Below are 21312 nucleotides of genomic sequence, written 5' to 3' on the forward strand. Positions count from 1 at the left end.
TCCCGCGCTCACTGCAGCGGGCCTGTGCACAGTCGATGCGTAAAGGGAGAAGCATGATCAAAAAGGTCAACGCTCTGGGCGACAAGCTGCTCGGGTTGCTGCTGCCCAGCAGCAGCGCGGACGCGGCCCCGCTGTGCCAGGGTAAGTATCTCTACACTGACGGTAACGGCTGCAATTACTACTGCTACCGCTGGCTCGACCGCTCCTCGAAGCTGAAGTGGTGCGGCAACGACCGGACCTGCAGGGCCGTCTGCTACGACTGCTGCTGAGTTGGAGTACGTGGCACTGGCCTGCCGCCGCCTGATCAGGCCGGTGCCACCGCTCACGTCGTCGCCGGCGACGCCGCCCTGCTTCCCGGCGGGGTGGCGGTCGCCGTCGGGGCCGCCCTGGGAGTCGTCATCGGGGTCGTGTTCACCGACGATCTCGCGTCATCGTTCGCGCCGGCCTCCCCGCCGGCTCGGTCCTGAAAGGAAGACGGAGTGCCGTTTCTCGTCGCGGGAATGGTCGTCTTCGGGCTTTTGTGCCTGGTCAATCTGGTTCTCACACTGGCCGTGATCCGTCGGTTACGAGAGCACACCGAGCAGCTCGTGGCGCTCAAGGCAGGAGACCCGGCCGAGGTGCTGCTGGCGACCGGGACGTCGCTCCCGGTGTTCGAGGCCGAGTCCGTCGACGGTGAGACGATCGACAGCCGGGTGACCTCGCCTGAGGTTGTCGCCCTGCTCTCCACGGAGTGCTCGGTGTGCCTGGACCAACTGCCGGATCTTGTCGGCCTCATCACCGACCGGCGCGTCGACCGCCCCGCTGCGGTGGCGGTGATCATGGGAGATGACAGTGCCCAGGCCGAGCAGCTGGTCGAGAAGCTGCGGCCGGTCGCCAGCGTGGTCCGCCAGCCCTGGGGAGGCCCGATCGAGAAGGCGTTCCAGGCCAGGGCCTTTCCCGCCTTCTATCTCGCCTCCGAGGGAGTGGTGCGGGCCGCCTCCATCTCCGTGATGGAGCTGGACCGGCCGGTTCCCGCGTGATCCGCGCCGCACGGAACCGTGCGGACGCCTCGTCCCCGGACACGCGGCACACTTCGGCCGCCGGCCCACTCTGGCAACGGGCCGGCGCCGCGTGGACGATGGTCTGGCGAGCCGGCCCGCTGTTGTCGCTCGGTTCGGTCGCCCTGTCAGTGCTGTCGGGCATCTGGCCCGTCGCGGGCGCCTGGCTCACCAAGCTGCTTCTCGACGAGCTGAGCAGCCCGCGGCGTGACCCGACGCTGCTGGCCGGGCTGGCGGCCGGGCTGGCCGTCCTCGGCCTGCTGACCACCACCCTTCCCCATCTCAATCGCTATCTCGACGCGCAGTTGCGCCGGCGGCTCGACCTGCTCGCTCGCGACGAGTTGTTCGGTGCGGTGAACCGGTTCGCCGGGCTGGCGCGCTTCGAGACGCCGCAGTTCCTCGACCGGCTGCGGCTGGCCGAACAGACGGGCCAGACGGCGGCCGTCCAGATCGTCCTGCCCGCGTTCTCCGTGCTGCGGACGCTCATCTCGGTCGTCGGGTTCGTCGTCACCCTGACGCTGCTGAGCCCGGTCATGACCGCCGTGGTGCTGCTCGCCGCGGTGCCGACCGTCATCGCGGAGGTGGCCCTGAGCCGGCTCCGGGCCGGTATGCAGTGGATGATCAGTCCGCTCGGCCGCCGCAGCGCCTTCTTCGGCAGGCTGCTCACCAGCCTCGACTTCGCCAAGGAAGTCCGCCTGTTCGGGCTCGGTGAGTTCCTCCGGCGGCGGCTGCTGGCCGACGTCCGCGATGCCCAGGAGAGCGAACGGGCGGTCGACGTACGCGAGTTGAAGACCCAGACGCTGCTCAGCGCGCTCGGCGCGGTGACCGCGGGTGCCGGCCTGATCTGGGTGGTGACGGGCACGGCGGGCGGCGCGCTGTCGATCGGCGACGTGGCCGTCTTCATCGCGGCGGTGGCCGGAGTGCAGTCGGGCCTCGCGGAGCTGGTCGGGTCGGTCGGCGGGGTGTACGAGTCGTTGCTCCTGTTCGGCCACTACCGCGAGGTGGTGCGGGCCGAACCGGACCTGCCGGTGCTGGAGGCGCCGAAGAGGACGCCGCCACTCCGGCGCGGAATCGAGTTCCGCGACGTGTGGTTCCGCTACGACGACGAGCACCCGTGGGTGCTGCGTGGCGTCGATCTGTTCCTGCCCTGCGGCAGCGCGCTGGCTCTGGTCGGCCTCAACGGATCCGGCAAGTCGACGCTGGTCAAGCTGCTCTGCCGGTTCTACGACCCGCAGCGCGGCGCGGTGCTCTGGGACGGGGTGGACATCCGGGAGATCGATCCCGCGGATCTGCGCGACCGGATCGCCGCCGTCTTCCAGGACTGCGTCGCCTACGACTTCACTGCCGCCGAGAACATCGGCATCGGCGACATCTCCGTTATGTCCGACCGGGAGCTCATTCGCAGGGCCGCCACGCTGTCCGGGATCGACGAGACGCTCGCGAACCTCCCCCACGGCTACGACACGATGCTGAGCCGTAACTTCAGGCACCCGGGTGAGGACGAGGCGAAGGCGGGCGTCCTGCTCTCGGGCGGTCAGTGGCAGCGCGTCGCGCTCGCCCGGGTGTACCTGCGGGAGGACCGCGACCTGGTCATCCTGGACGAGCCGAGCGCCGGTCTCGACGCGGAGGCCGAGCACGACCTGCACACCGACCTGCGGCGGCACCGGGCCGGGCGCACCAGCCTGCTCATCTCCCACCGGCTCAGCGCCGTACGCGAGGCCGATCTCATCGTGGTGCTCGCCGGCGGGCGGATCGTGGAACAGGGCACCCACGGCGAGCTGATCACCCGCGACGGCGAGTACGCCCGGCTGTTCGCCCTGCAGGCCAGCGGATACCGCCCGGAGGCCCTCCCTGCCCAGGCGGCCGGGCAGGGGTGAGCGGGCCGGCCCGGCGACGCCTCCCGCCAGGGGCGGGAGGCGTCCGGCCTGGCTGGTTACGGGTCAGCGGGTCTTCGCGACTTCGGCGGCCACGGCGCGGAACACGGTCAGCGCCTCCTCCTGGTCCGGCGGGGTGGTGGAGGTGGTCGACTTGACGACGACCACGCCGTGTTCGGGCGAGACGTAGATGTACTGCCCGCCGAACCCGGCGGCCATGAAGTCGCGCCCGCCCTCGCCGCCGAGCCACCAGTGCAGGCCGTAGCGGGGATTGACGGACGAGGGCTTGGTCGACGCCGTGATCCACGAGGCGGGCACCACCTGCCGCCCGTTCGCCTTCCCCTTGCGCAGATAGAGCAGGCCGAACCGGGCGAAGTCGCGGTCGGTGGCGTAGACGCAGCAGTAGCCCAGGCTGTCGCCGTTGCCGTCGTTGGCGATCTGCGCTGTGCCCGCCATGCCCGCCGGCTGCCAGATCTTCCGCTCCACGTAGCGGTGGAACGGTGTGCCGGTGGCCTGGCTCACCAGCCGGGCGAGCACGAAGGAGTTCATGCTCGTGTACTCGAACGCGCTCCCGGGAGTCCAGCCCCGCACCTGCTTCGCCGCCATCTTCTTGACGGACTGCCCCTTGTTCGCGGCCACCTGCACCCGCGGGATGTCGGAGCGTTCGTCCCATTCGATGCCCGACGACATGCGCAGCAGGTCGCGGATGGACACCCCGTTGTAGCCCGACTCGCGCAGCTCGGGCAGATACTTGGTGACCGGGTCGTCGATCGAGCGAATGTGCCGATCGCGCAGCGCGATGCCGACCGCGGCCGACGTGATGGACTTCGCCATCGACCAGGACTGGAACCGGGTGTCGCGGCCGGCGTCGACGTAGCGCTCGGCCACGATCTTCTGCCCGTCGAGCACGAGGAAGCCGTTGGTCTTCGTACGGGTCAGGAAGTCGTTCAGGGTTCGCCGCTCCCCCTCGTAGGTGTAGGTCACGGAGAGCGGCCGGGGGGCGCTACGCAGCTTGACGGGGTTCGCCGAGGGGCTCACCACGTCGGGAGTGGCCGGTTTGGCGGCAGCGGCTCCAGCTGGGGCGAAGCCTGCCGTCGAGACGACGGCCAGCGCGAGCGTGGTGACCGCCGCGACGCGCCGAAGGTGGGTCGTACGCACGTTGCCTCCTGTGCGGGGTTCTTCAGGTCAGGCCGCGATGGTGGCGCACCTTTCTGGCAGATCTCTGGCAGACCTACGGCCTGGGGGGCTGTTCGAGCCAGGACCGACCTCCGGCCGGGCGCTCCGGCGGGTGTCCGGAGGCGGGCAGGCGCACCTCCACGCACGTTCCGCCGCCCTCGCCGGTCACCGTGGCGGTGCCGCCGTGCAGGGCCGCCTGCTGCCGGACCAGGGTGAGCCCGAGACCGGAGCCGGGGCTGCCGGAACACCGCTGGAACCGGGTGAAGACCGATTCGCGGTCGTCCTCCGGGATCCCGGGGCCTCGGTCTCGGACGGTGAGGACCACGTCCTCCCCGTCGGCGGACAGGTCCATCGTGATCAGGGCCTGGCCGTGCTCATCCCGCCCGTGGATCGCCGCGTTGTCGAGCAGGTTGTCGGCGATCATCCGGAGCCCCTCCGCCCAGCCGCGCACGGTCAGGGCGCCGGCGGTCGAGGCAGTGATCACGGCCTCCGGATGGCGACGCCGCGCGTCGTCGGCGGCGGCGCCGACGATCTCGCTCAGGTCGGTCTCGGCGAACGTAGCGGGGTCGACCAACTCGCCGCGCGCCAGCCGGCGCAGCATCGTGATCAACCGCTGGATCCGGCCGTGCTCGGCGCCCAGGTCGGCGATGATCTCGTCGCGCTCCGCCGGATCCAGGTCGGGGTGGCCGAGCAGGCTGACGTTGGCGCCCATGCTGGTCAGCGGGGTCCGCAGCTCGTGAGCCGCGGTGGCCGCGAAGGCGCGGGCGGACTCCAGCGCCTCTCCGGTGCGGGCCACCGCCGCGTCGCGCCGGTCGAGGAGATCGTTGAGCAGCGCCGCCAGCCTGTCGATCTCGGTGACTCCGGAGCTCGTCGCCAGCCGGATCTCCGTACGGGCCGGGGTGTCGATCGCCTGAGCCTGCCCGCTGAGCGTCGCGAGCGGCCGCACCGCGAACCTGCCGAGCGTGAACCCGGCCACGGCGCCCAGCCCGGCCGCGGCCAGCGTGACCGTCACCAGCCGCTCGGTGAGCAGGGAGATCTGCCCGGCCAGGCGTTCCTCCGGGTCGAACAGCCACAGCCGGGCGCCGCTGTCGCGCCGTCCCAGGTGCGCGGCCACGAACCGCCATCGCCGCCCGCCCTCGGTGAAGTCAGCCGGCCCGTCGCCCGGTGGCGGCAGGGTCGCGGGCACGTCCCCGATGACCAGCGGTCCGGCTCCGCTCGTGTCGATGTGGAAGCCGCCTTCGCCGCCGGCCGCCGTCAGCCGCTGTTCGAGGAAGTTCGGCGGGATCACGGGGATCGCGCGGGCCCGCCACGCGTACGAGGCGGCCATCGGCGTCAGGGCCCGGAGCCGTACGATCAGCTGCCTGTCACGCTCGGCGCGCAGGTCGGCCGAGACGAGGCTCAGCACGAGCCACCCCGCCAACGACACCATCAGCGGGACCAGCACGGCGAGGCAGAGCGCGAAGCGAGTGGACAGGCTCACGGCGCGGGGCACCTCAGCACGTAGCCGACCCCGCGCACGGTGTGCACCAGGCGCGGCTCGCCGCCGGCTTCCAGCTTGCGCCGCAGGTAGCCGACGAAGGTGTCGACCGCGTTGCCGGTCACCTCGAAGTCGTAGCCCCAGACGCGTTCCAGCAGCACGTCCCGGGACAGCACGATGCCGGCGTTGAGCGCCAGCACCTCCAGCAGGTCGAACTCCCGGCGGGTCATCTCGATCTCCCGGCCGTTCAGGGTCACCCGGCGGGCGTCCGGCTCCACCGTCAGCGGTCCCGCCCGCACCGTCGCGCCCGGAGCGCGGCCCGCCCTGCGCAGCAGGGCGTGCAGGCGTAACACCAGCTCGTCGAGGGCGAACGGCTTCACCACGTAGTCGTCGGCGCCCGCCGCCAGCCCCGCGACCCGGTCGGCCACCTCGTCCATCGCCGACAGCATCAGCACCGGCACGTCGGCCCCGGCTGCCCGCAACTGCGCGCACACCTCGATGCCCGACATGCCGGGCATCGACACATCGAGGACGAGGGCGTCCGGCCGGCGGGTCCCGACCAGTTCGAGCGCCCGCCGCCCGGAGTCGGCGGTGTCCACGCCGAACCCCTCCAGCCGCAGGCCGCGGCGGAGCGCGCGCAGGATCGCCTGGTCGTCGTCGACCGCGAGGATCTGGTAGCCGGTCATCGAATGCTCCCCGTGTCCGCGACCGGCGGGTCGACTGTCTCTCCGAAGTCCCCGGTCCGCCGGCGCGACCACCAGTATCCAGACCCCAAGCGTCGCACGCGCCCCTAAATCCGACCCAAAGGGTTAGTAAGCCAAAAACCTTCGCCTTATATCCCTTTTGTCCGATTTGAGAGTCGGGCTTCGGGCAGGTGGCAGTCGAGTTCTCCGCGCACCGATCTGCGGCCCTGCCGCTCATCGTGGACATCTGGGTCCTGAGCCGCCCGCTCTCCGTTGCCGCTGGGAGCACGCTCGACCACAGGAGGGACGACCGAAATGGATGACTATCCGCTACTCAACATCTTCCTCAGCATGATGTGGTTCTTCCTCTGGATTCTGTGGGTGATGCTGCTCTTCCGGGTCATCGCCGACATCTTCCGCGACGACACGCTCAACGGCTGGGGCAAGGCCGGCTGGACGATCTTCGTCATCGTGCTGCCGCTGCTGGGCGTCCTCGTGTACCTGGTCGCGCGCGGCAAGGAAATGGGCCGGCGCGAGGTCGCCACGATGGTCGATCGCGAGTCCCGTTACTACGAGGCCGTCGAACGCCGGGTCGGCCGCGGCACCGGCCAGGCCGATGAGCTCACCCGGCTGGCCGATCTCAAGAACCACGGCGACCTCACTCCGGAGGAGTACGAACGCGCCAAGGCGAAGGTGCTGGCGGCGTGAACGGCGGGCGTGGTCGGCGTCCGCAGGGTGCCTTCACGTCAGGATGAGGACGATGAACAGCAGGCACACGAAGATGTTGATCAGCCAGCCATGGGAGTTCATCCAGTCCCGCACCTTGGGCATCACGGCCACCGCCCGGCGCCGGAAGATCAGGTAGCCGAGCAGAGGCAGGGCCGCCAGCAGCAGCGTGGCCAGCAGGAACGGGATCGCCGCCAGGAGCGGTGAGTCGTTCTGCTCCAGGTTCACGCCGACGGTGAGCATCACCATGATGTCGGTGGGCATCAGCAGGACCAGCAGCAGCCCGGTGGTGAAGGCCCGGCCGGGGCCGGCGTCGAGCAGCCGGCCCAGCCACGCGGGCGGCTCGGACGTCGCGCGGCCCCGATAGTTCTTGAGCGCCGCCAGCACCAGCAGGCCGACCAGGACGTACTGGATGACCGAACCCGTTGACCCGTTGTCGTCGGGGTCACCCAGCGAGAGGGCGCCGGAGAGCAGATGGGCGAGCAGCCGGGCCACCGTCACGCCCACGATCACCGCGATCGCGACGCCGGCCAGGAACGCGAGCGACACCCGCACCGCGCGTCTGTGCGTGACGAGGATGATCGCCGACATGATCTGGGGACCCGCCATCATGGTGACGGCCAGCGGAAGCAGTTGCAGATTCATCGGCGCCTCTCCTGTCACGACGGCGCTGGTGCACTCCCCTGACCTACCCGGACGCTCCTGTCTCTCCCCTGGCCGGAGTCTCCCTGCGTTCGGCAAGGCAGCCCTCGAAGACGGCGGTGAGCCGGTCGATGTCGGCTTTCGTCGGCTCCTCGGGGCCGAGGTGCCGGCGTAGCGCGCCGACCCCCAGGAACATCGCCGCCACCAGCCGGGCCCGAGCCTGCGCGTCGGGGCCGCCGAGGAGCTCGGCCAGCGGGTCGACCAGCGCGGTGCGGACCCGCCCGTGGACGAGGTCCTGGATCTCGGGGTGGCCCGCCGAACGTTCGAGGCAGCGCAGGATCGGGTTCTCGGGATCGGCGTGCATGCGCCGGGCGGTGTGCTCGGCCAGCCGCCTGGGCAGACCCTCCCGGTCGCCGGCGAGCACCTTGCTGATCGTCGGCTCGCCGGCCAGCACCTCGCCGAACAGCCCTGCCTTGGAGCCGAAGTAGCGCCCGACCAGGGCGATGTTGGCGTCGGCCGCGGCGGCGATCATGCGCACCGTGACGTGCTCGTAGCCGTGCTCGGCGAACAGCGAGCGTGCCGCGGCGAGCAGCCGGCCCCGAGTGGCGGCGCGGTCCCTGGGCCGCGCCTCCATCTGGAGGTTGTCCATCCGTGAACTCTAACCGGGCACACCCCGCTTGCCGCCCGGCTAGTAAACGTACGTATACTCGATGGGTTCGTCGATGTTGAACAGAGAATGTGGTGGCTTGATGACCCAGACCCGGCAGTACTCCCACCGGGAGATCCTCGAGGTCATGTCCGGGCTGATGCTCGCCATGCTCACCTCGATGATCTCCACCTCGGTGGTGGGCACGGCACTGCCGACGATCGTGGGAGAGCTCGGCGGGCAGAACCAGTACTCCTGGGTCGCCTCGGCCACGATGCTGACGATGACGGTGTCGACGCCGCTCTGGGGGAAACTGTCCGACCTGTTCGGGCGGAAGCTGCTCTTCCAGACCGCTCTGGGGATCTTCGTCGCCGCGTCACTCGTGGCCGGACTCTCACAGGACATGGGCCAGCTCATCGCGGCCCGAGCCGTGCAGGGTCTGGGCGTCGGCGGCCTCTCGGCCCTGTCGCAGGTGATCCTCGGCGACATCGTCTCGCCCCGGGAACGCGGCCGCTACTCCGGCTACATGGGAGCCGTCTTCGGCATCTCCACCGTCGCCGGGCCACTGCTCGGCGGATTCATCGTGGACAGCGAATGGCTGGGCTGGCGCTGGTGCTTCTACGTCGTGGTGCCCTTCGCGATCATCGCCGCCGTGGTGATCCAGAAGGTGCTGCGGCTGCCCACGGTCAAGCGGGACACCTCGATCGACATCTGGGGCGCGACCACCATCACGGCCGGCGCCACCGCCCTGATGCTCCTCCTCACGCTCGGCGGCCAGGAGTTCGAGTGGAACTCCGTCTGGACGTACGTCCTCAGTGCGGTGAGCCTGCTCATGCTGGCCCTGGCGGTGCTCTCGGAGCGCACGGCCCGCAACCCGATCCTGCCGCCCAGGTTGTTCAGGAACCGCACGTTCGTGCTCACCAGCCTCGGCTCGCTGTTCGTGGGCATGTCGATGTTCGGCGCGATGATCTACCTGCCGCAGTATCTGCAGATCGTCAAGGGGATGAGCCCGACCGACTCCGGCCTCATGACGCTGCCGATGGTCCTGGCGCTGTTCGTCGCCGGCGTCGTCTCCGGCAAGATCGTCACCAGGACCGGGAAGTGGAAGGCGTTCCCGGTGGCGGGCCTGCTGATCGTTGCGGTGGGGCTGTTCCTGCTGTCGCGGCTGCATGTGGACTCGAGCGAATGGCTGATCGGGTTCGACGTGGGCGTGCTGGGCGTCGGGCTCGGCCTGTCCATGCAGATGCTCATCCTCGCCGCCCAGAACGGCTCCGAGCCGCGCGACATGGCCGCCACCACCTCGGGCGTCTCCTTCTTCCGGTCGCTCGGCGGCGCCGTGGGTGTGGCCGCATTCGGCGCGATCCTCACCAACCGCCTCATGAGCGAGATGACGGAGATGCTGCGCGCCGCGCGCATCGAACTGCCCGGCGGCGGTACCCCCTCGCTCGGCAGCCCCGACGCGATCCAGCGCCTGCCCGAGCCCATCAAGGGCATCGTCCTGGAGTCGTTCACGCGGGGCCTGGAGACCGTCTTCCTGGTGGGCGTGCCGATCGCCGTGCTCGGCTTCCTCGCCGTGCTCTTCCTCAAGGAACTGCCGCTGCGCGGCGCCACCCTGCCCGCGGCACCCGAACCTGAGCCGCTCAGCAAGGACGATCTGGTCCTGGCGGGCCTGCTGCTGGAGCTCATCGCCCAGCGCGTCGAGCGCGCCAACGGACAGCCGTCCGCCCTGCTCACCGCGGTCGCCAGGATGGCCCCTCCAGATGACCGGTCCGAACGGGAGCGCGCCAGGTTCGTCGCCCGAACCGTGCTCCGCCCCACCTCACGCGCCCTGATCACGCAGGCGGCGCCCCCTCAGAAAGACCTCGTCACGGGAGGAATCGCTCAATGATCCGCAAGTTCGTGGGCGCTGTCGCGGCGGCCCTCGCGCTCATGGCCGGGCTGTGGCTCATGATCGCGCCCTTCGCCCTGGGCACCCAGCCCGAGTCGGGCGACTGGATCGGCGCGACCAGGTCCGAGTTCTTCACCGGCCTGGGCGTGGCCGTCCTGGGCGTCGTCGGCGTGGCCGCCTTCGTCGCGTCCATCCACGAGGAGCTCGTCGCCCGCGGCCTGGTCACCGTACGAGAGCGGCGGCCACGGCCCGAACCCCGGCCCACCCCCGAACCGGCTCCTGTCGCCCCGCAGTCGTCGTCCGCAGAGCTGGCGACCCTGCTCGCCCCGCTCGTCGAAGCCCTGCGCGAAGACCTGAACCGCACCGGCGAACACCGCCAGAACGGCACGACCACCCTGGTCGGAGCGGAGGACGACCGATGAAGGCGAAAATGGGCCTGACCGCCCTCTTCCTGATCTTCCTGGCCGGCCTCTGGCTGGTCGTCGCGCCGTTCGCCGTCGGCTACCAGCCGCGCGGCGCCGCCTACGCCGACGCGACGGTCAACGACCTGTGGGTGGGCGGCCTGCTGGCCGGGGGGTCGTTCGTCGTCCTCGTGGCGTACGCGGCCGACGCGCTGCGCGAGATCACCGGTCGCGGAAGGCACTCCGCCGACTAGCCCCCTGGACGGCTGTTTCACCAGCAGGCCGCCGGACGGCACGCCGTGCCACCCCTGACAGTCCTCTGAGCTGGCAAGACGTCGCATATGGTGGCGAGATGAAGCGTTCTGCCATTCTCGCCTGCCTGACGCTCACGGTCGTCGCATGCGCCGGGCAGACTCCGGCCGCAGCGCCGGACCGCACCGGGCTGGACCCGGCGCAGAGCACTCCTCCGGCCTCGGCTTCGCCATCACCGTCGCCTTCACCATCACACACCGGCCCGCCGGAGTTCACCGCCAAGGTCACCAAGATCGCCCGGGACCGGCTGCCTTACTCGTGGCGTCCCGGCTGCCCCGTCAGCTACCAGGACCTGCGCCTGGTCACCATGACGTACTGGGGTTTCGACGACCGCCCGCACACCGGCGAGCTCGTCGTCAACAAGAGCGTCACCGGCGACATCACGACCGCCTTCAGGAAGTTGTACGACATGCGCTTCCCGATCAGGCAGATGCGGCTCGTCGACGTCTACAAGGGCGACGACTTCGACTCGATCGAGGCCGACAACACCTCGGCCTTCAACTGCCGCAAGGCCACCGGCTCGGGCAACTGGTCCAACCACGCCTACGGCAAGGCCGTGGACGTCAACCCGCGCGAGAACCCGTACGTCACGGCCAGCGGCGGCACCGCCCACCAGAACGCCGAACAGTTCACCAAGCGCCCCATGAAGGGCAAGGGTGTGATTAACCCGGGCGACAAGGTCGTGCGCGCCTTCGCCTCGGTGGGCTGGGAGTGGGGCGGCTACTGGTCAGGCATCAAGGACTACCAGCACTTCTCCAAGGGCGGCGGCTGAGACCTGCGCCGATGTAACGATGATGGTCCTGACCTGCGGTTCGGCTACTCACCAGCTCTCAACGTTTCCGCGCTTCTCACGCCCTCATGTGCCCTCGTTGTGCCCTGCCCTCGCATGCGCGACACGCCAAGGCAAGGTGACAATGTCGAACATGTGTGCGATCCTGTCTAGGGTTTCATAAACCGCCCCTCAGGTGAGGTATGGTTTTTGAAACCCACGGTTGCCTGGAGGGGCTTTGCGAAACCTGGATCCTGAGTGGTGCATGACGCGCCTCGCGCAGCTCGACTTCTCGATCGACCTTTTCCATGGGGCGCTCGATCTGGCAGCTGCTGACGTCCGCAGCTGCACCGACTTCGACGCGCCGGCAATGCCCGGCTTTATGTTCTGGAGCCGTACTAACCGGTATCTCGCTGAAACCCTCGACCCTGAGGGCTGGGGCCGTACTTCCCGGGACAGCATCCTTCGGATGATTCATCCCAGCGCGAGCCACGCAATCACCGCAATCAGCGCCGAGGGCGGCGTAGGAGACCTGGATCGCCCGGTGAGGTCGAAGAACCCCAAAGGGACTGCCATGGCGCGCCTGGTCGAGAAGAACGGCCAGTTCGCCCTCATGAGCCACGACGAGGTGCTCTACGGACGGGAGCTGGATCAGATCCCGACATGGTGTCTGCTGTACAAGCGCGACAAGGGCACGGTCATCGCCGAACTCTCACTTCCGGTCAAAATGCGCGGGAAGTTCATCAACGAGTGGCAGGACCGCATTCCGCTATTCCTGCCTGAAACGGGAGACCCAGGCGCGAACATCGCCCTTCTGGATGACCCAGGCGACGGCAGCGGACCGGAAGTAATAGTGGAACTACTCGGGGACTGACCTGGTAGTAGAAATGCAATATAGGAGCTGAGGAAAGTGTTTACCGCAGAACGGTTGGTCATCGCGCGCAAGCGTAGGCGCATGACTTTGGCAGAGTTGGCCCGCAGGTCGGGAATCTCGGCGCAAAGCATCACTGCTTTCGAGAACCAGCGCAAAGTACCGTCATTGGAAACACTTTCCTCATTGGCTTCAGCTCTTCGCTATCCGGCCACCTTCTTTGAAGAGCCACGGCCAGCAGAGATACGACTGGACTCTGTGAGTTTCAGGGCGCCGTCGAAGATGAGCGCCTTGGAGCGCGACAGCGCCCTGAGCTCCGGCGCGCTGGCGATAGAATTTAATTCCTGGATGGAAGGGCTCTTCAAACTTCCGCGCCCAAATCTCCCTACGTACCCCCACGTAGAGCCAGAAGAAGCCGCAGAGCGTGTACGCGCCGCCTGGGGGCTCGGGGAGGATCCAATACCAAACATGGTGCACCTATTGGAGGCCAATGGAGTACGCGTTTTCTCCTTGCCTCCGGATTGTCTAGACATCGACGCGTTCTCGACAATCCATTCCGGTACTCCATTTGTCTTTCTAAATACTCGTAAGGCTGGCGAACGGGGCCGCTTTGACGCAGCGCATGAACTGGGACATCTTCTATTGCACTGCGAACATCGGATTCCGCACGGTCGCGACTCAGAAAGCGAGGCGAACGACTTCGCATCTGCTTTTTTGATGCCACGCGCGGGCGTCATCGCTCAGCGGCTACATAGCGCATCCACCGATAGAATATTGAGCGCAAAGCGCAAATGGGGCGTCTCCGCTATGGCACTAACCTACCGGCTTCACAAGTTGGAACTGCTGTCTGAATGGCGTTACAGTCAAACAGTTAAGGAACTTGCTCGTAGAGGATACCGGCGAGGCGAACCAGACTCTTCCATGGTCCGCGAGAGCAGCCAACTACTCGCTAAGATCTTCGAGGTCCTACGCCATCCGTTGAAGATGACGTCAGGCGATGTCGCGGCACAGTTGGGCATTTACCCTGAAGAGCTTAATGAGTATGTATTCGGCCTTGTACCTATCAGGATTGAGGGTGGTCGTGAACACTCAGCACCATTGCGGCCGGAACTACGGCTTATTCACGGTTAAATGACATTGGGCTGAAAATAATCCACAGCGAGTTACTTCGACGAACGCCGCCTGTCCTGGTTACGACTTACGGCCCGAAAGTGGACGGGTCGCGAGAACGACACCCCGGCAATGGGCTGCCCCACCGTCGACGCGAAGCACCCGCCTCACCAACAACGACACTTGCGCCGGTTCCATATCGCCGCCGATCCAGAACCGCCACAGCCCGTCGTCGAAAGACCTCCTCCGTGCAAGAAAGCCGAGCACGGACTCGCGGCAGCCAGCATGGAACATTGCACCGCATCTGATTGATTGAGGTACAAGTGATGTCCCGCGTCACCTGTTGACTACGTTCACAGCGTCATCCGATGGCAAGCCGACCCGGAGCACAGGGCCGCCGGCCCGAGCACCGCAAACGGCGCGGCAGCCTGGCCTTCCGCTTTCCAGGCGAACCGATTGCCCTGCTCGGCTAATGGCGCCCGTGCTCAGGTGCGTGTGTGCGGTAGTGCGGATGCATCGGCGTGTGGGGACGTTGCTGTCAGCGTTGCTGTCGCCTCAGCCATGGTCACCCGGTGCCGGGGCCCGACGAAGGAGGGCTTCGGCGTCGATCGCCCCAGCCATAGTTGGCGAGATCCGAAGTCAGCGATCGTCACGGCCTTGACGGGCGACAACTTGTGCTCCGTATGTCATCGGATGAGCGCTTGCTTACAAACGGAGCCAGTCACTACCCAAGATCTCCTGGGCTGGTCAGCTGACAGACGAAGATCGGACACAGGCGATCAAGTAAGGTGATGCTGTTGCACTTCTCTGGAACCTGACAGCTTTGCGGTAAGTGAAACCGTACTGCAGGGCCGCCGGACTGAGGATCGGACAGCCCGTAGCAAGCTGACCCGCTTTCAGCAGGATTGACCGTCTCCATACAGAACTTCCCTTGGAGGCGACGGTATGCCTGGCCCCATACTAACGGTGGGCTGTTTGCGTATATTGTCCCATATTACCGTATGGCGTCCTGGGCCGTGAGGCTCTATGTTGTATGTCGCACACTGCACCTCGACGGGAGTACGGAGCCAGCCATGCGACTAGTTTCCATCAAGATCGAGAATTTCCGCAGCATTCAGCAGGCTGGCTTCGAATCATGCGGCGAACTGAATGTCCTGATCGGCAAGAATAATTCAGGAAAATCAAATCTTCTCGAGGCTCTAGATAGATTTTTTGGATTTTTCGCTAAGCATGCCGCCTCTGCCTCTGACCTCCCTTACCTAAGTATCGATACCGAAGCGTTTCAACGACAAACGCGTTCACCTAGCAGAATAATCGCGACACTAGAGCTCTCCTCGGAGCAACACTCCGATCTTCGTGACAGCATATCGACATCCGCTCCACAAGTACGGAACGCCCTCGAGAGTATTCCAACTGACGCATTGCTCGAATGTGAACTGCTCTTCTGCCAGATACCCCAGCGCATAGCCTTCATCAGTCGTCTAGAGTTCGTTACACGAACTGCATCTCCGCAAGGATCGCTTGGTCGAGAGATTTTCTCGATGTCGACTCAGGCCGCAGCAGAAATCGCCACTCGAAATCGCGAAGTTACACGACTCCGTGATGACGCTCGCAGATTGTCGCTTCGACTACTTGACGCCGACGATTGGCGCGCGCTTAAGGAGCGTGCGACTCGGCCGCCAGCCCGCCGATTCTTCTCAAGATACGATCTTAGTTCTCCAACTACAGATCTTATCGAACGGGTATTTCAAACTAGTGAATCCCTTGCAGAATTCAATACATCTACTAGGGAGCTCTCGAACTCATTAGTTGATCATGCGTCTCGCTTGATGGGCGAGGAAAGCCAGCATCACGTCAACACATTTGCAGGTGAAGCCGGAACTCTTCCTGATTACCTCGAAACGTTTATATCGATGATGGCGGGCTACAAGGTCCACTACTTGACCGAGTCGCGAGAAGCTATCGGAGAAGATGAAGCCCGACGCATTCTCAATCTGAAGACTAGCCGCGGTCAAGGTGATATCCTCCGCCGCATACAGGATCTTGTCGAAGAGCTGCTCGGCGTCCGTATCGACGCTTTCACTGCCGACGTACCCACACATTCATCGCTCCGGCCTGAACCAGCACAGGCGGAGATTGATGTTGACGACTTCCTCATTCAAGTGAATGGCTCCGGAATCCGGGAAGCGCTACGCATCATACTCGACTATGAATTCGAGCAGCCTGACATCCTCCTCATCGAGGAGCCGGAAGTGCACCTTCACCCGGCACTGGAGTTTGCAATGCTGCAGTATCTAAAGAGCATCGGCAACTCCTGTCAGGTATTCCTGACCACCCACTCCACTAACTTCCTAGATACACCCGAGTTCGAGAATGTATACTTGGTCACGCGCGCAAATTCGACTTCCGTGCAACTAGTACATGTAGAAGAAGCGGAAGGGGCAATCCCTCAAGAGCTCGGACTGCGGCTAAGTTCGCTATTCATGTACGACCGGCTAGTTTTCGTAGAAGGCCCTACGGACGAGAGGATTCTTAGATCACTGGCCGCCACCGCTGGATTCAATTTCGGCCGCAGTAGCATCGGGTTCATTCCAATAGGTGGGGCGCGCAACTTCGCCTACTACGCCAACTCCCAGGTACTGTCCTTCCTCTCCAAGCGGCGAGTCGAAATACACTTTCTTCTGGATCGCGATGAGAGAACCGACGAAGAGGTAGCAAAACTGCAGGAGCGGCTCGGGCAGTACGGCCGCCTGTGGGTCTTCAAGAGACGTGAGATAGAGAATTACCTCCTGCAGGCATCTGCAATTGCAAGGTACCTAAAATATCAAGGAGTCGAGGAGGTGTCGGTAGAGGTTATCGATTCTTTGATCGACGATACCTGTGAGCAGCTTCAAGGAGTCGCTGTCGAAAGAGTGGTTCTCTCCCAGGCCTTCCGCCCCCTAATCCCGGACAGGGATGCCATTATCGGGCGCAGCGGAGGTGACTTTATTGCTGCCACTATCGCCGAGCTGGGCCGCGTGAGGGACGATATCCAAGCTCTTGAGCAGAATATCTCTAAGCTTGCAGAGAAAGCACGTAGTGAACTATCGAATAGCTGGGAACAAGACAGGAGAGGCAGAGTTCCAGGCGACCTCGTACTCGCGAGAGTATTTGATCATTACGGTGTCCGGTTCGCAAAGAAGCGTGATGGGCTGGGTATTGCGGAGCAGTTGAAGCGTGAAGAAGTTTCTCTAGAAATAATAGAATTGCTTCGTGTCCTCACGGCCTAGTATTGGCATACGGGTCCAGCTCCGGGCGGCGCTGGCCGCGACCGGCCGAAGAGCCGCAGCGCGGCCAGCGACCGCCCGATGCGCGAGACGCCGCAGGCGGCACGCGCCTTGATGACGTGCAGATAAGTTGCTTTCTGATCTTGGCGCGTCTCCGTTTTGGCTCGTCAGATGCTGTCTGAGGCTGGTTTGGCGGTGGCCCAGACGCGTTCGAAGCTGGTCAGGTAGGTGGCTGCTGCAGCCTGCGGCTCGCTAGCTCGTAGATGAATGACTGGAGCTTGGGCGGCGGGGGTGCCGTAGGCGTGGGTGTTGATCAAGAGGTCGTTGTCTGCACGGTAGATCGAGTTGTACAGAACGGTTCTGTGGAGCCTGATCTCGGCGTGGTCGATGGCCATGAGTGGGCGGTACAGGTTGAGAGCGTTCCTGACCCGGGCGGCCATGACGGCGGCTCCGATGGCTTCGTCAACGCCTCGCGCGGCCACCTCGGCGGCGTTCTCGTCGCCGAGCAGGATGCGCACTCTGACGCCGGCGCGGGCTTTGGCTGCCAGCAGGCGGATGATGCCGGTGTCCTCGGCGAGGAACAGGCCGCTGTAGGTGAGGATGCCGATCTCGCGCGTGGCGCCCTGGAACAGGTAGCGCCAGGTGGCCTGCGGCACAGTCCAGCGGTGCGGGTAGACGGCCTGCACCTCTTCGGATATCGCCCGGCGTTGCGGTGCCACCTCGGGCCACAGGTCCGCCTCGTCCACCTGAAGCAGGTCCGCGACCGCCCATCGATGCCGCGGATAGGGGGTCCGTCCGTTCAGCCATCGGTGCACGGTTTTGGGGTCGACGGCGAGGCGGGCGGCGATGTCGGTGGGGTGGAGGCGGGCGTTGCTGAGGGCGTCGCGCAGGCTGTCGTTCACAGGGCACCTCCGGTGAGGCCGGGCCTTCTGCCTGGGAAGCTAACACGAGACGTCCCCAGACGTCCCTGAGTTGCGGTGTAGAGGTTCCAGCCGGCGGGCGAACCTCGATGTACATCGACCGTGACGACGAAGGGACACTCCGGTGATGAACGGCCTCAAGGAACGCCAGCGCGCCTGCCAGGAGGCGTTGCTGGCGGCGCTGTGCAACGAGTTGGTGGAGCGGAACGTGCCTGCGGTGTTCCTCATCGAGGACGACGGCCGTCCGGGCGTGGAGGTGCTGGACGCCACGGGCCGCCGCCGTCGGGTGTATGTGCATCTGCCGTTTCGCTGGTTCTACTGGGGCGACCGGCAGGACGAGCGAACCTCCTGCGTTCAGCTCCTGACCGCGGTCGAGCGCGTCGAGCAGGCCGCCCGGCAGGGCTGGCGGCACGAGCCGCAGGGCGAACTCAGCTTCAACCTCAACAAGATCGCTGACGCGTACCGGCTCTGAGACCCACATCAACAGTGACCAGGTGGCTGACCGGTTGGCGCGTCTTTCCCCAGATCGTCGACCGGCTTCGAGAACGGATCGAGATGACCACGTATCCGGTGGGAACGATGATGCCCTCAGAGGCGGAGCTGTGCGCCGAGTTCGGCGTCGCGCGCAACACGGTCCGGCGCGCGCTGGCGCTGCTGGAGGCCGAAGGGCTGATCCTGGCCATTCCCGCCAAGGGCCGGTTGGTCCTCGGCGGCGGCAAGACCGGCGGCGAGCCGTACCTGTATCAGGCGGTCGCGCGGGAACTGCGCGAGCAGATTCAGCGCGGTGACCTGGCGCCGGGCAGCACGGTGCCCAGCGAGGCGCAGTTGCGCCGATCGCACGGGGTGTCGCGCAGCACGGTTCGCCAAGCGCTCGCCGTCCTGGAACAGGAGGGCCTGATCGTGGCCGAGCACGGCCGTGGCCGGTTCGTCCGCAGATGAGACGTCCTGGGACGTCTCGGCGCTCGTACTGGATCGATCCCGGCACCCCGTGCCTATCGTGGGCGATGTGGGACAAGCTGAATGGGCTCATGACCTCGCCAAAGGCCTGCTGGAGACGACGCTCCCCCGGCGCTGGGCGCACACCCAAGGGGTAGCCGCCCGCGCCAGGTCGCTGGCGCCCATCCTCGGAGACGAGGCCGACACCCTGACCGCCGCCGCCTACCTTCACGACATCGGGTACGCCCCCAATCTGGTCGACACCGGCTTTCACCCTCTGGACGGCGCTCGTTATCTGCGCGACGTCCACCAGGCCGACGACACGCTGTGCCGCCTGGTCGCCCACCACTCCTGCGCGGTCAACGAGGCCCGCGAACGCTCCCTGTTCGACGCGCTCACCGCAGAGTTCGACGAGGAACGCCCGGAACTGGTGGAGGCGCTGACTTACTGCGACATGACCACCGGCCCCGACGGCACGCACCTCGATGTCACTGATCGGCTCGCGGAGATCCACTCCCGGTACGGCCCGGAGCACCTGGTCTCCCGATCGATCGCGACGTCGACCCCTTGCATTCTGGCCGCCGTCAAGGGGGTGGAGAACGCGCTGGCCGCCATCACGGGGCCTGTGCCGTGACAGAGATCCCCGGCATGATGACGTCATGCGGTTTCCGATTCCGCCCGACTTCGAACTGATAGCCGTCGTCCGGCACTACGTCAGCTCAGGCAGAGGTGAGGTCCGCAGATACCTGAAGCTTCTGGGCGGCGGGTTCATGATGCTGCCGGACCGAGACCTTGCCCGGTTCGCCCGCTCCTTGGCCAAGGACGCACGGCGGATCACCGATAGTGACCTTGAAATGCTGCTGGACAGCGAGTGGCGAGCACGGCTGACCGCCGCCTGGCTGATCGGCCTGGACCGGCGGACACACTTTCGTGAGCGACTCGGCGCGATGCTCCTGGAAAGCGAACTCGTCTACTCCGGACAGGGTTATTGCTTCGCTCTCGCCCAGTTCGCCGAAGACAGCGACGCAGAGATCCTCACCGCCTACCTGGACCACTACCTGCCCCGGCTGGATTGCCACTACGACCAGGACGACGCGATGGGCGCACTGCTCCACCTCGATGAGCGACTTGGAACCGATCACGCCGCTCGATTCCTCGTCCCCGGCGGCCTCTGGGAACGATCAACGATGCGCAAGGTCAGCCCAGCTGAAAAGAAGCAGGTCACAGACGAGATGTGCGCCTTCGCCGACAGCTGCATGACCGGCACGATCGAACAGTGGTTGCCACGACGACGACGCTTCTTGGAAGAGCGCTGGTCTCACCCGATGAACGGTGACGATGCTCCGGACAGGTAGTGCTCGATGCGCATCCGCATCGACCGGTCCATCCGCAGAGACGTGACCTGCTCACGTGGCACCCACAGGACTTCGCGGGATTCGTCGCTCGGCGTGGCCTTGCCGCTGACGGCTCGTGCGGTGAGGACGACGGAGAACTCTTGGCGGGCCTCGCCATTCGAGGTGTAGAGGATGACGTGGCGGGGGTCGCTGTAGGTGCCGGTCAGGCCGGTGATCTCGCAGGTGATGCCGGTCTCTTCGAGGGTTTCGCGGATGGCGGCTTGCGGGATGGATTCGCCCAGGTCGATGGCGCCGCCGGGGACGGCCCAGTTGTCGTTGTCGGTGCGGCGGATCATCAGCAGGTCGCCGGCGGTGTTGGTGACGATGACGTTCACGGACGGGACCAGGCTGTTGGGTGCGGGGGCGTTCGGGTCGTCGTAGTAGTCGATCCGCTTGGCCATGGCTCAGGACCCTATCGGCCGGGCTCGGTCCCAGACGCGTTCGAAACTCTCGGCGTAGGTGGCGACCATGTCCCCGCCGATGACCTTGCGCAGGTGGAAGACGGGCGCGTTGCCGGCGGGCACGCCGTACACGTGGGTGTTGACGAGGAGCTGGTCGTCGGCGCGGTAGATGGAGTTGTAGAGCACGGTGGCGTGGAGGCGGAACTCCACGTTGGCACGCCCGATCAGTGGCCGGTACAGCACGAGGACGTTGCGGATCTTGGCGGCCATGCCGTCGTCGATTCCCTCGTCCGCGCCACGCTGGGCCACCTCGGCGCAGTCGGGGTCGCCGAGCAGGATCCGCACCTTCACTCCAGCGTCGGCCTTGTCGCCGAACATGCGCACGATGCCGGTGTCATCGGCGAGGAACAATCCGCTATAGACCAGCACGCCGATCTCCGCCGAGGCCGCTGAGAACAGTCGTCCCCACACGTCCCGTGGGACGGCCCAGCGGTGCGGGTAGACAGTGACGATCTCCGACTCTGAGGCTGAGGCGACCTGGTCGCGGGTCAGCGCCTCCGGCCACAGGTAGGTCTCGTCGGCCTCCAGATAGGAAGCCACCGCAAAGCGGTGCTTTCGGTACGGCGCGCGTCCCTTGGTCACCCACCGCTCGACCGTTTTGGGGTCCACTGCGATGGCCTGCGCGAGCTGGGCGATACTCACGCCGCGCTGCAACAGGGCCGCCCGCAACCTCTCGTTCGCCATCTCACCCGCTCCGTGGGACGTCCGGGGACCTGGACATCG

Annotated in this window: 23 protein-coding genes; 15 read left to right on the forward strand and 8 right to left on the reverse strand. The window is 66.0% G+C overall.

What is annotated here, in order from left to right; all coding sequences use genetic code 11:
- The first annotated feature begins 53 nt into the window (after positions 1-53).
- The 3 genes from AC5L3X_RS07955 (at position 54) to AC5L3X_RS07965 (ending at position 2914) form a co-directional block, all read left to right on the forward strand.
- Positions 54-269 (forward strand): hypothetical protein, encoded by a 216-nt coding sequence (locus AC5L3X_RS07955; RefSeq protein WP_358494342.1) that lies wholly within the window; start codon positions 54-56, stop codon positions 267-269.
- Positions 270-479: 210 nt separating this feature from the next.
- A complete protein-coding gene (locus AC5L3X_RS07960) occupies positions 480-1019 on the forward strand; it encodes a TlpA family protein disulfide reductase (RefSeq protein ID WP_189127411.1) in 540 nt (179 codons plus the stop codon).
- 98 nt (positions 1020-1117) lie between these two features.
- On the forward strand, positions 1118-2914 hold the full coding sequence (locus tag AC5L3X_RS07965) for an ABC transporter ATP-binding protein (RefSeq protein ID WP_494856054.1): 1797 nt from the start codon (positions 1118-1120) through the stop codon (positions 2912-2914).
- Positions 2915-2977: 63 nt separating this feature from the next.
- Here AC5L3X_RS07965 and AC5L3X_RS07970 read toward each other — a convergent pair whose 3' ends face one another.
- From AC5L3X_RS07970 to AC5L3X_RS07980, 3 genes are all read right to left on the reverse strand, one after another.
- Positions 2978-4069: a serine hydrolase domain-containing protein gene (locus AC5L3X_RS07970; protein WP_494856056.1), complete on the reverse strand. Its 1092-nt coding sequence runs from the start codon at positions 4067-4069 to the stop codon at positions 2978-2980.
- 73 nt (positions 4070-4142) lie between these two features.
- On the reverse strand, positions 4143-5567 hold the full coding sequence (locus tag AC5L3X_RS07975; protein WP_494856057.1) for a sensor histidine kinase: 1425 nt from the start codon (positions 5565-5567) through the stop codon (positions 4143-4145).
- A complete protein-coding gene (locus AC5L3X_RS07980; RefSeq protein WP_189127407.1) occupies positions 5564-6250 on the reverse strand; it encodes a response regulator transcription factor in 687 nt (228 codons plus the stop codon). The genes AC5L3X_RS07975 and AC5L3X_RS07980 overlap by 4 nt, the downstream gene beginning before the upstream one ends.
- A gap of 312 nt (positions 6251-6562) precedes the next feature.
- On the opposite strand from AC5L3X_RS07980, the gene AC5L3X_RS07985 reads away from it, so the two are divergent.
- Positions 6563-6955: an SHOCT domain-containing protein gene (locus AC5L3X_RS07985; protein ID WP_189127406.1), complete on the forward strand. Its 393-nt coding sequence runs from the start codon at positions 6563-6565 to the stop codon at positions 6953-6955.
- Between the two features lie 33 nt (positions 6956-6988).
- Here AC5L3X_RS07985 and AC5L3X_RS07990 read toward each other — a convergent pair whose 3' ends face one another.
- Positions 6989-7618: a GAP family protein gene (locus AC5L3X_RS07990; RefSeq protein ID WP_494856060.1), complete on the reverse strand. Its 630-nt coding sequence runs from the start codon at positions 7616-7618 to the stop codon at positions 6989-6991.
- Positions 7619-7661: 43 nt separating this feature from the next.
- Complete coding sequence (locus tag AC5L3X_RS07995) at positions 7662-8264, reverse strand: TetR/AcrR family transcriptional regulator (protein ID WP_494856061.1); 603 nt, start codon at positions 8262-8264, stop codon at positions 7662-7664.
- Between the two features lie 100 nt (positions 8265-8364).
- On the opposite strand from AC5L3X_RS07995, the gene AC5L3X_RS08000 reads away from it, so the two are divergent.
- The 7 genes from AC5L3X_RS08000 (at position 8365) to AC5L3X_RS08030 (ending at position 16881) form a co-directional block, all read left to right on the forward strand.
- Positions 8365-10149, forward strand: a complete 1785-nt coding sequence (locus AC5L3X_RS08000; protein WP_494856063.1) for an MDR family MFS transporter — start codon at positions 8365-8367, stop codon at positions 10147-10149.
- Positions 10146-10571, forward strand: a complete 426-nt coding sequence (locus AC5L3X_RS08005; protein WP_494856065.1) for a hypothetical protein — start codon at positions 10146-10148, stop codon at positions 10569-10571. Before AC5L3X_RS08000 ends, AC5L3X_RS08005 begins: the two co-directional genes overlap by 4 nt.
- Positions 10568-10804: a hypothetical protein gene (locus AC5L3X_RS08010; RefSeq protein WP_494856067.1), complete on the forward strand. Its 237-nt coding sequence runs from the start codon at positions 10568-10570 to the stop codon at positions 10802-10804. Before AC5L3X_RS08005 ends, AC5L3X_RS08010 begins: the two co-directional genes overlap by 4 nt.
- Positions 10805-10902: 98 nt before the next feature.
- Entirely contained in the window at positions 10903-11634 is a 732-nt protein-coding gene (locus AC5L3X_RS08015) for a M15 family metallopeptidase (protein WP_494856069.1), read from the forward strand.
- A gap of 262 nt (positions 11635-11896) precedes the next feature.
- Positions 11897-12505: a hypothetical protein gene (locus AC5L3X_RS08020; RefSeq protein ID WP_494856071.1), complete on the forward strand. Its 609-nt coding sequence runs from the start codon at positions 11897-11899 to the stop codon at positions 12503-12505.
- Between the two features lie 36 nt (positions 12506-12541).
- Entirely contained in the window at positions 12542-13633 is a 1092-nt protein-coding gene (locus AC5L3X_RS08025; protein ID WP_494856072.1) for a helix-turn-helix domain-containing protein, read from the forward strand.
- A 1052-nt stretch (positions 13634-14685) separates the two neighbouring features.
- The gene (locus AC5L3X_RS08030; protein ID WP_494856073.1) at positions 14686-16881 is read left to right on the forward strand and encodes an ATP-dependent nuclease; all 2196 of its coding nucleotides are present in this window, start codon (positions 14686-14688) and stop codon (positions 16879-16881) included.
- 164 nt (positions 16882-17045) lie between these two features.
- Here AC5L3X_RS08030 and AC5L3X_RS08035 read toward each other — a convergent pair whose 3' ends face one another.
- Complete coding sequence (locus tag AC5L3X_RS08035; protein ID WP_494856074.1) at positions 17046-17780, reverse strand: XRE family transcriptional regulator; 735 nt, start codon at positions 17778-17780, stop codon at positions 17046-17048.
- Between the two features lie 145 nt (positions 17781-17925).
- Between AC5L3X_RS08035 and AC5L3X_RS08040 the strand changes: the two genes are divergently transcribed.
- From AC5L3X_RS08040 to AC5L3X_RS08055, 4 genes are all read left to right on the forward strand, one after another.
- Entirely contained in the window at positions 17926-18270 is a 345-nt protein-coding gene (locus AC5L3X_RS08040) for a hypothetical protein (RefSeq protein WP_494856075.1), read from the forward strand.
- 14 nt (positions 18271-18284) lie between these two features.
- Positions 18285-18737 carry a GntR family transcriptional regulator gene (locus tag AC5L3X_RS08045; RefSeq protein WP_494856076.1) on the forward strand — a complete coding sequence of 151 codons (453 nt, stop codon included), beginning with the start codon at positions 18285-18287 and terminating at the stop codon, positions 18735-18737.
- Positions 18738-18804: 67 nt separating this feature from the next.
- A complete protein-coding gene (locus tag AC5L3X_RS08050; protein WP_494856077.1) occupies positions 18805-19368 on the forward strand; it encodes an HD domain-containing protein in 564 nt (187 codons plus the stop codon).
- 25 nt (positions 19369-19393) lie between these two features.
- On the forward strand, positions 19394-20089 hold the full coding sequence (locus AC5L3X_RS08055; RefSeq protein WP_494856078.1) for a DUF6000 family protein: 696 nt from the start codon (positions 19394-19396) through the stop codon (positions 20087-20089).
- On the opposite strand, the gene AC5L3X_RS08060 is transcribed toward AC5L3X_RS08055, so the two are convergent.
- Together AC5L3X_RS08060 and AC5L3X_RS08065 are read right to left on the reverse strand one after the other, a co-directional pair.
- The gene (locus tag AC5L3X_RS08060) at positions 20053-20529 is read right to left on the reverse strand and encodes an NUDIX hydrolase (protein ID WP_494856079.1); all 477 of its coding nucleotides are present in this window, start codon (positions 20527-20529) and stop codon (positions 20053-20055) included. The genes AC5L3X_RS08055 and AC5L3X_RS08060 overlap by 37 nt on opposite strands.
- 3 nt (positions 20530-20532) lie before the next feature.
- On the reverse strand, positions 20533-21273 hold the full coding sequence (locus AC5L3X_RS08065; protein ID WP_494856080.1) for a helix-turn-helix domain-containing protein: 741 nt from the start codon (positions 21271-21273) through the stop codon (positions 20533-20535).
- Between the last annotated feature and the right edge of the window lie 39 nt (positions 21274-21312).

This window comes from Nonomuraea sp. CX421, from assembly GCF_059358955.1.

What these genes read in the sequence shown, in the direction of transcription:
- AC5L3X_RS07955 (WP_358494342.1), top strand. Translation starts at nt 54, where the DNA reads ATGATCAAAAAGGTCAACGCTCTGGGCGACAAGCTGCTCGGGTTGCTG.
- AC5L3X_RS07965 (WP_494856054.1), top strand. Translation starts at nt 1,118, where the DNA reads ATGGTCTGGCGAGCCGGCCCGCTGTTGTCGCTCGGTTCGGTCGCCCTG.
- AC5L3X_RS07980 (WP_189127407.1), bottom strand. Translation starts at nt 6,250, where the DNA reads ATGACCGGCTACCAGATCCTCGCGGTCGACGACGACCAGGCGATCCTG.
- AC5L3X_RS07985 (WP_189127406.1), top strand. Translation starts at nt 6,563, where the DNA reads ATGGATGACTATCCGCTACTCAACATCTTCCTCAGCATGATGTGGTTC.
- AC5L3X_RS07990 (WP_494856060.1), bottom strand. Translation starts at nt 7,618, where the DNA reads ATGAATCTGCAACTGCTTCCGCTGGCCGTCACCATGATGGCGGGTCCC.
- AC5L3X_RS07995 (WP_494856061.1), bottom strand. Translation starts at nt 8,264, where the DNA reads ATGGACAACCTCCAGATGGAGGCGCGGCCCAGGGACCGCGCCGCCACT.
- AC5L3X_RS08000 (WP_494856063.1), top strand. Translation starts at nt 8,365, where the DNA reads ATGACCCAGACCCGGCAGTACTCCCACCGGGAGATCCTCGAGGTCATG.
- AC5L3X_RS08005 (WP_494856065.1), top strand. Translation starts at nt 10,146, where the DNA reads ATGATCCGCAAGTTCGTGGGCGCTGTCGCGGCGGCCCTCGCGCTCATG.
- AC5L3X_RS08010 (WP_494856067.1), top strand. Translation starts at nt 10,568, where the DNA reads ATGAAGGCGAAAATGGGCCTGACCGCCCTCTTCCTGATCTTCCTGGCC.
- AC5L3X_RS08015 (WP_494856069.1), top strand. Translation starts at nt 10,903, where the DNA reads ATGAAGCGTTCTGCCATTCTCGCCTGCCTGACGCTCACGGTCGTCGCA.
- AC5L3X_RS08020 (WP_494856071.1), top strand. Translation starts at nt 11,897, where the DNA reads ATGACGCGCCTCGCGCAGCTCGACTTCTCGATCGACCTTTTCCATGGG.
- AC5L3X_RS08030 (WP_494856073.1), top strand. Translation starts at nt 14,686, where the DNA reads ATGCGACTAGTTTCCATCAAGATCGAGAATTTCCGCAGCATTCAGCAG.
- AC5L3X_RS08040 (WP_494856075.1), top strand. Translation starts at nt 17,926, where the DNA reads ATGAACGGCCTCAAGGAACGCCAGCGCGCCTGCCAGGAGGCGTTGCTG.
- AC5L3X_RS08055 (WP_494856078.1), top strand. Translation starts at nt 19,394, where the DNA reads ATGCGGTTTCCGATTCCGCCCGACTTCGAACTGATAGCCGTCGTCCGG.
- AC5L3X_RS08060 (WP_494856079.1), bottom strand. Translation starts at nt 20,529, where the DNA reads ATGGCCAAGCGGATCGACTACTACGACGACCCGAACGCCCCCGCACCC.
- AC5L3X_RS08065 (WP_494856080.1), bottom strand. Translation starts at nt 21,273, where the DNA reads ATGGCGAACGAGAGGTTGCGGGCGGCCCTGTTGCAGCGCGGCGTGAGT.